General features: G+C 51.2%; 8 protein-coding genes. 6 read left to right on the top strand and 2 right to left on the bottom strand.

Annotated elements, in window-relative coordinates; translation table 11 throughout:
• Window position 1: 1 nt before the first annotated feature.
• A complete protein-coding gene (locus tag HMPREF1051_RS09500; protein ID WP_003767805.1) occupies window positions 2-424 on the bottom strand; it encodes an NTF2 fold immunity protein in 423 nt (140 codons plus the stop codon).
• 107 nt (window positions 425-531) lie between these two features.
• Window positions 532-1,164 (bottom strand): MBL fold metallo-hydrolase, encoded by a 633-nt coding sequence (locus HMPREF1051_RS09495; protein WP_036492830.1) that lies wholly within the window; start codon window positions 1,162-1,164, stop codon window positions 532-534.
• Window positions 1,165-1,318: 154 nt separating this feature from the next.
• On the opposite strand from HMPREF1051_RS09495, the gene HMPREF1051_RS09490 reads away from it, so the two are divergent.
• The 6 genes from HMPREF1051_RS09490 to ptsP all read left to right on the top strand — a co-directional run bounded on the left by HMPREF1051_RS09490 (window position 1,319) and on the right by ptsP (window position 7,844).
• Window positions 1,319-2,125, top strand: a complete 807-nt coding sequence (locus tag HMPREF1051_RS09490) for a DNA ligase (protein ID WP_003767809.1) — start codon at window positions 1,319-1,321, stop codon at window positions 2,123-2,125.
• Window positions 2,126-2,294: 169 nt separating this feature from the next.
• Window positions 2,295-4,385 (top strand): hypothetical protein, encoded by a 2,091-nt coding sequence (locus tag HMPREF1051_RS14905; protein ID WP_003767815.1) that lies wholly within the window; start codon window positions 2,295-2,297, stop codon window positions 4,383-4,385.
• 224 nt (window positions 4,386-4,609) lie between these two features.
• Window positions 4,610-5,173 (top strand): hypoxanthine-guanine phosphoribosyltransferase, encoded by a 564-nt coding sequence (locus HMPREF1051_RS09480; RefSeq protein WP_003767818.1) that lies wholly within the window; start codon window positions 4,610-4,612, stop codon window positions 5,171-5,173.
• Between the two features lie 129 nt (window positions 5,174-5,302).
• On the top strand, window positions 5,303-5,740 hold the full coding sequence (locus tag HMPREF1051_RS09475; RefSeq protein ID WP_003755891.1) for a PTS sugar transporter subunit IIA: 438 nt from the start codon (window positions 5,303-5,305) through the stop codon (window positions 5,738-5,740).
• Window positions 5,741-5,787: 47 nt separating this feature from the next.
• A complete protein-coding gene (locus HMPREF1051_RS09470; protein ID WP_003767811.1) occupies window positions 5,788-6,057 on the top strand; it encodes an HPr family phosphocarrier protein in 270 nt (89 codons plus the stop codon).
• Entirely contained in the window at window positions 6,057-7,844 is a 1,788-nt protein-coding gene (ptsP, locus tag HMPREF1051_RS09465; protein WP_003767807.1) for a phosphoenolpyruvate--protein phosphotransferase, read from the top strand. The genes HMPREF1051_RS09470 and ptsP overlap by 1 nt, the downstream gene beginning before the upstream one ends.
• Window positions 7,845-7,990: the final 146 nt, after the last annotated feature.

Genomic DNA, 7,990 nt, shown 5'->3' with positions numbered 1-7,990 from the left:
TTCAAAACAATTGGCGGGACTTCTTCCATTTATCGTAATACATAAAACCCATCTGATCGATTTTCCACTCTCCGCCTTCCAAAACCAGCGTATAGGTTTTCTTTTCCCCACTATAATCCAACACATCTATTTCATATTTTTTATCACTGATTTTCCGTTCAGACGTAATCGTTTCGTTATATTCTGGTGGCATTTGAAAATCAGGAGCTTCTTGTCTAGCTTGCCTTAAAGATAAAGCTTTTTTAGATAAAAATTGGTGATGTATTTTTTTGATTTCATCAGCTCTTTTTTTGCTGTTTTCATCGTGATTAATTTCAAAAAAAGCACCTTCATCCAAACTTTTTTGAGTAAGCTCTCCCCAATACAATTCATAATCTTTCATTTGTTGAATGAACTCAGCTAATGTTTCATGCGCGGTTTTCATATTAGGAATTTCCTTTAAAGTGTTCTAAATTGCATTTTACTCATTCTCTACAAAAAGGTCGTCTGAAACGCTTATCCGTGTTTCAGACGACCTTTCGCTTTCAGGATTTAAAAAAACGGATTGTGCCGTTTTTCATGCCCGATGTCGGTCATTCTGCCGTGTCCGGCGATGACGCGCGTGTCTTCGGGCAGGACGAACAATTTGTTGCGGATATTATGGATGAGGTCGGCGTGGTTGCCGCGCGGGAAGTCGGTTCTGCCTATGGTTTCGTAAAACAATACGTCGCCCGCGATGAGCAGCCCCGCTTCGGCGCAGTAAAAAACGACGTGGCCGGGCGTGTGGCCGGGGATGTGCAGGACTTGGAAGGTGTGGCTGCCGACCTTGAGCGTTTCGCCTTCGTTCAGCCAGCGGGTCGGCTTGAACGCGGGGGAAACGGGAAAACCGTATTGGGCGGTCGTTTCGGGCAGGGCTTGCAGCAGGAATTCGTCGTCTGCATGAGGGCCGATGACGGGGACGGGGCGGTGTTCCCGCAATTCCACCACGCCGCCGGCATGGTCGAGGTGTCCGTGGGTCAGCCAAATGGCGGTCAGGGTGAGGTTTTTCGCGTCCAGCTCTTGCAGCAGGTAGGGAACGTCGCCGCCGACATCTGTCAGGACGGCTTCGCGGGTTTCGTCATCCCACAAAAGGGTGCAGTTTTGGCGGAAGGGGGTAACGGCAATGATTTCGGCTTGAAGTGCCATGAGGCGGGATTCCTTGGGTAGTGGTTGGATGGGGGCTTGAACTTCGTTGAAACGATGAAACGATGTTTTCAGACGACCTTCGGTCTGTTTATGCGGTATCATTATTATATTTGAAATAATCACTCACATTATTGGAACGTTTATGAGAACTTCAATGCAGGGCATGATACCGATTTTTGCCGCTTTTTTCATCCAAACGGCGCTCGGCGCGGATTTGATGCTGGCGCAGGAATACAAAGACCAAGAGATTGCGGGCTGGGCGATGAGCGAGAAGCTCGACGGCGTGCGCGCGTATTGGGACGGGCGCCAACTGGTCAGCAGGCAGGGCTACGCATTTACCCCGCCCAAAGGTTTTACCGCGCAGTTCCCGCCCTATCCGCTCGACGGCGAGCTGTATAGCGGGCGCGGGCAGTTTGAACAGATTTCCGCCGCCGTGCGCTCGTCTTCCGGCGATTGGCGCGGCATCCGCCTGCACGTTTTCGATGTCCCCAAAGCGCAAGGCAACCTCTACCAACGCCTCGCCGTCGCAACGCAATGGCTGAAAACGCATCCGAACGCGCCCATCACCATCATCCCGCAAACCAAAGTCCGCGACCGGCAGCACGCGATGGATTTTTTGAAACAAATCGAAGCGCAGGGCGGCGAAGGCGTGATGCTGCGCCAACCCGAATCGCGTTACAGCGGCGGCAGGAGCAGCCAATTATTGAAGCTGAAAAGCCAATACGACGACGAATGCACGGTAACGCGGCATTATGAAGGCAAAGGGCGCAACGCCGGACGGCTGGGCGCGGTCGGCTGCAAAAACCGACACGGCGAATTCCGCATCGGCAGCGGCTTCAAAGACAAAGACCGCGACAACCCGCCCAAAATCGGCTCGGTCATCACATACCGCTACCGCGGCTTCACACAAAAAGGCACGCCGAAATTTGCGACGTTTGTGCGGGTCAGAACGGACAGGTAAGAGCGGATGGTCGAAAGGTCGTCTGAAAACCGTATTTTTAGGTTTTCAGACGACCTTTTTATAAGTTTGACGGATACTGAATTAGTTTTCTGCTTTGGCGGAGAAAAGGAAGGCTTCGGTATATATGGTGTACAATTTTCGTCTGATTGTTTTCATAAAGGGATAAATGATGGATTGTGATATTTTAACTGTTGATGGTTTGATTGAAGAAAGTCTCCTATTTTTTGATGAGAGACAATACGATGAAGCGATTGAAAAACTCCATCAAGCTTGGGATGAGATTGTAGATAAAAGCACTCAGATTAATGAGCAAATTAATATTCAAGCTTGGTTTGGTCGTTGTTATTTTGCACAGGCAGAGAAAGCCAAGGATGCGGATAAGTCAGATGAATTGTTCAAACTAGCCGTTGAACACTATCGGCAAAGGTTGAAACTTGCCAAGCAACTGACAGATAAACAAGATAGTATTGATGAACAAATCGATGTCCAAGTTTGGCTTGGTCATCATTATCTTGCATATGCTGTTGGAATTAAAGATACAAATAAAGCAGGAGAACTGTTTGGACAATCCGTTAAACACTATGAGAAATGGCTGCAACTTACCGAGCAACTGGAAAATAAACAAGATTGTATTGGGCAACAAACTGATGCTCAATCTTGGCTTGTCCGTTGTTATGTTGAACAGGCTAGGAAAACCAAGAATACTGGCGAAATAAACGACCTATTCGGGCGAGCCATTAAACACAACGAAAAAAGATTACAACTTGCCGAGCAACTGGAAGATAAACAAGACGACAGTATTCAGAAACAAATCGATGCCCTATCTTGGTTTTGCGGTTGTTATTTGGAGCAAGCTATAAAAACCAAGGATATGAACGAAGCAGCCAAACTGCTCAAGCAAGCGGCTGCATTCTCCAAACAACATTTATGGTTTACTAGACAACTGGAAGATGAACAAATCCGCATTCAGCAACAAATATTTGCTCGATTTGGGCTTGGCCGTTGTTATATAGAGCGGGTTAAGAGAATTAAAAATACAGATAAAGTGGAAGCACTTTTCAAGAAACAAGCCGGTAAATATCTTTTGACTGCTGATAGACAATTATCACAATTAAGTGATGAAGCAAAAAAAAGAATAGAAAAAAGGATCCATCAAAGTTTAAGAGATGTCGCTTATCTCAATGAAGATTGGCATTCTTATTTCGAAAAGAAAAAACAAGAAATACAGGAATCGCTTTTCAAAGGTAAAACTTCACAACCGCAAGACGCCGTTGCAACCGTGCTGGCGGTTCTCCATATCACGCCGATAGAGTTGGGTTTCATCCCGATGGCGCATTACACTTCGCCCCATGTATGCCATATATTATTCGGCATCGGCGGCAGTGAAACCGCCAATCCGATGCGGCTCGGCAGCTCCACCTATATGAACGACCCGTCCGAAGGCAAGGCATTGTTGGACTTACTGAACCAACAGGATTTGGAGTTGGAAAACAAAGCGGATGGCGCGTCCCACAATGCTTTTTTTACCTGCTTCTCTAGCCGCATCAACGATTTGAACCAGTTTCGTCTGTATGGGAAAGAAGGCGGCGTGGAGGCTTCTGGCTGCTGCCTGGTGTTCAATAAAAACGGGGATTGGCTGAAAGAATCGGATGTTTCCGCCCCGTTCCGCAGCCTGTCCGAAATGTCTGGGCAGAATTCAGACGACCTGCCAAAAGTTGATGAATATGAAAAATTGCCGCTTTATCAAGTCGCTTATGTCGCTTACAAAGATGAATATATTGCGGAAAAGAAATGCGGGATATGGCTTCTCCCTCAAGAAAAACTGAAATTCGGTATCCGCCTGAAACCCGTCGGAAATGAAGACTGGCATCAGTTCCGCTTGGAAAAATTAAAAGAAGCGTTGGAAGAGCTTATCGAGTTTTTCAAGGACAACTCCGCCGTCAGCGACGACGATAAAGAAGCCTTGGAATACATCCGCTATCTGTTTAAAGACTTCGCCTTCCGCGACGAAGAAGAGTTCCGCCTGCTGGTTATCAAACCAATCGATTCGGAGGAAATCGAATATTGCGAGACGACCCAATCCCTCTATATCCCTTATGCCGATATACGGAATCTGGCGGACGAGGTGATTTTGGGTACGAATTACGAAAAAACCGGCAATCAACGCAAGGCGGAAGTGTTCCGCTATCAGATGAAGCAAAAATGCCCCGACGTCAAAGTCTCCCGCTCGACGCTGCCGATTAATCCGCCGAATAAGTAGCTTGGTTTGCGCGGCAATGCCGAACCGGCCGTAGGTCGGATACTTGTATCCGACAAAAACCTGCCATCTCAAAAGCCGTCGGATTCGAGAATCCGACCTACTGCAACTGATGGCTAGGCCGGTGTATTGAAAGCGATGGCAAAATCCGCTTCTCTGTTTTCAGACAACCTTAGCCCGTTTTGGGTTTATAATTTCCTTTTTCCCAACTGATTTCCCCGTTTACCATGATCGATTTAGAAACCAAACGCCTTGAAACCCAAGCCATGCTTGATAATGCCGAGCTTTTGTTCGACCAAGACCAATGCCGTGCCGCGCTGCAAAAAGTGGCGGACGAGATTACGCGCGATTTGGGGGATAAATATCCGCTCCTGCTGCCTGTAATGGGCGGGGCGGTGGTGTTTACGGGGCAGTTGCTGCCGCTGTTGCGCTTTCCGTTGGACTTTGATTATGTTCATGTTTCCCGTTACGGCGACAAACTGGCGGGCGGCGCGTTCAACTGGAAACGTATGCCCGACCCGGAGCAGATTCGGGGCCGTCATGTGGTCGTATTGGACGATATTTTGGACGAGGGGCACACGATGTCGGCGATTCAATCCAAGCTTTTGGAAATGGGGGCAGCGAGCTGCCGTGCGGCTGTGTTTGCCAACAAGTTGATCGACAAGGAAAAACCGACCAAGGCGGATTATGTCGGAATGGATGTTCCCAACCGCTACGTCTTCGGCTACGGTATGGATGCAGCGGGCTGCTGGCGCAATTTGGGCGAAATTTACGCGCTCAACCAAGGCTGATGCCGAGTTAAAAAAGGTCGTCTGAAACCTTTTCAGACGACCTTTGTGCCACCATATCGCGCTATGTAGCGGGTGAACGGACGATACCTTCGCCCACACCGGCCGAATAAAATCATCAGGGAACACATCATGATCAACCTTTTAATCATTACCCACGAGGCAGTAGGCGAAGCCTACCGCAGCCTGACCCATCATTTCTTCCCCACGGGCATGCCGGAAAACATCCGCATCCTCGGCGTAGAGCCTGACGAAGACCAAAACGACATCATCAACAATGCCATCGCCGCGCTGCAAGAGTTTCCTGAAAACCACGGCGTATTGATTATGACCGACATCTTCGGCGCGACGCCGTGCAATGCCGCCCGCAGGCTGGTTCGCGCGGGCAAATCCGCCATCCTGACCGGACTGAACGCGCCGATGATGATTAAAGCGACCCAATACTCGCCCATGGCGGAAGATCTCGCCGCCTTTACTGAAACGGTCAGGGAAGCCGCCGTCAAAGGCATTTTCGCCATCACCGCCGAACCGGAAGATTTGGTGTGCAAACAGCACGCCGAAGCCGTCTAACCCGACCGACACGTTTTCAGACGACCCCGCACACCCGAAAGTCGAACATGCAAAAACAACAAATCGAAATCATCAACAAACTCGGACTCCACGCCCGCGCTTCCAGCAAATTCACCCAAACCGCGTCTCAGTTTCAAAGCGAAGTCTGGGTGACGAAAAACGGAAGCCGCGTCAATGGCAAAAGCATCATGGGCTTAATGATGCTCGCCGCCGCCAAAGGCACGATCATCGAGCTGGAAACCGACGGTTTGGACGAAGCCGCAGCCATGAAGGCATTGACCGACTTAATCAACGACTACTTCGGCGAGGGCGAATAATGAGTATCGTGCTGCACGGTGTTGCCGCGGGCAAAGGCATCGCCATCGGACAAGCCCACCTGATTACGCGCGGCACGGCGGAAGTGCCGCAATACGACGTTTCAGACGACCTCATCGACGCCGAAGCCGCCCGTTTCGATGCCGCCATCAAAGCCACGCGCAAAGAGTTGGAACAGTTGCGCAGCGCGATTCCCGAAAACGCCCCGACCGAATTGGGCGCGTTTATTTCGCTGCACCTCATGCTGCTGACCGACGTAACCCTCTCGCGCGAACCCGTCGATATTTTGAAAGAACAAAAAATCAATGCCGAATGGGCATTGAAACAGCAAAGCGACAAGCTTGCCGCCCAGTTCGACAACATCGAAGACGACTACCTGCGCGAACGCAAACAAGACATGCTGCAAGTCGTCCGCCGCATCCACAACAACCTTGTCGGGCAAAGCAACGACTTAAACCTCAACGAAGGCTTGTTTGAAGACACCATCCTGATTGCCCACGACCTCTCGCCCGCCGACACCGTCCTCTTTAAAGAGCAGCGCATTACCGCCTTCGTTACCGACGTCGGCGGCCCGACCAGCCACACCGCCATCCTAGGCCGCAGCCTCGACATCCCTTCCGTCATCGGCCTGCACAACGCCCGCAGGCTCATTACCGAAAACGAAACCGTCATCGTTGACGGCATCAACGGCGTCCTCATCATCGATCCGGACGAAGTCGTCCTCAACGAATACCGCCGCCTCGCCCGCGAATACCGCCTCCACAAGCGCGAACTCAACAAGCTCAAAAAAACCGCCGCCACCACCGCCGACGGCATCAACATCGAGTTGCTCGCCAACATCGAATCTGCCGAAGACATCAAAGCCCTGCACAACTTCGGCGCAGACGGCGTCGGACTCTTCCGCAGCGAATTCCTCTATCTCAACCGCGACACCATGCCGACCGAAGACGAGCAGTACGAAGTGTACAGCGCGATTGTGAAAAAAATGAAAGGCAAAAGCATCACCATCCGCACCGTCGATTTGGGCGTGGACAAAAACCCCCGCTGGTTCGGTCAAAATTCCACCCCCAACGGCAGCCTCAACCCCGCGCTCGGACTTACCGGCATCCGCCTGTGCCTCGCCGAACCCGTCATGTTCCGCACCCAAATGCGCGCTATCCTCCGCGCCGCCGTTCACGGCCCCGTGCGCATGATGTGGCCGATGATTACCTCCTTGTCCGAAGTGCGCCAATGCCTGATCCACCTCGACACCGCCCAACGCCAGCTCACCGAACGCGGCGAAACTTTCGGCACGGTCAGCGTCGGCTGCATGATTGAAATCCCGTCCGCCGCCATGACCGTCGGCAGCATCCTGAAACTGACCGACTTCATCTCCATCGGCACCAACGACCTGATCCAATACATCTTGTCGGTTGACCGCGGCGACGACAGCGTCAGCCACCTCTACCAGCCAGGCCATCCCGCCGTGTTGAAAACCATCCAGCACATCATCCGCACCGCCAACCGCATGGAAAAAAGCGTCTCCATATGCGGCGAAATGGCAGGCGACACCACCTACACGCGGATGCTGCTGGGCATGGGGCTGCGCCGATTCTCCATGAACCCCAACAACCTGCTCCCCGTCAAAAACATCATCCTGCACAGCAACACCGCCCTGCTCGAAACCGAAACTGCCAAAATCCTCCGCAGCGAAGATTCGGAAAAAACCGAGAAGCTGCTGAAATTGCTCAACAGCGCGGAACACGAAGAAGAGCGGCAGGACGAAGACAGCCCGATAGCGCAGGCGTAAAGGTTCTATAGTGGATTAACTAAATCAGGACAAGGCGACGAAGCCGCAGACAGTACAGATAGTACGGGACCGATTCACTTGGTGCTTCAGCACCTTAGAGAATCGTTCTCTTTGAGCTACGGCGAGGCAACGCCGTACTGGTTTAA

The sequence above is a fragment of the Neisseria sicca VK64 genome (assembly GCF_000260655.1).
In the GTDB taxonomy this organism is placed as follows: domain Bacteria; phylum Pseudomonadota; class Gammaproteobacteria; order Burkholderiales; family Neisseriaceae; genus Neisseria; species Neisseria sicca_B.
The sequence above is the reverse complement of the archived record's forward strand: the minus strand, read 5'-3'. Positions and strand labels throughout refer to the sequence as shown.